Consider the following 260-nt stretch of genomic DNA (forward strand, 5'->3'; position numbering starts at 1 on the left):
GAGAAGCGGTCGTCTACATCGACCATTCGACGAATGATGTGTTCGTCAACCGTCCACTCTATGAGTTGTTCCCTGCGTTAAGTGACGTCAGTTCACAGGACCTCGAAGAAGAAACGTGGGAAGAATGGCGCAATCGCCTAGTTGAAACGGTCGATCAGGCGGAGGACTTCACAAAGTATACGAATCGCCTATTCACCGAAGATTTCCCACATGACAGTGTCAGCTTCTCAATCCGTAAAGGCGAAATGAACTTGCAGATG

1 pseudogene is annotated in these 260 nt (G+C 48.8%); it reads left to right on the forward strand.

Annotated features, from left to right (window positions below):
- A pseudogene (locus tag AC2Q9J_RS18135) lies at positions 1–260 on the forward strand (histidine kinase); the annotation flags it as partial.

Source organism: Planococcus sp. RAB007_Raresut, from assembly GCF_057369535.1.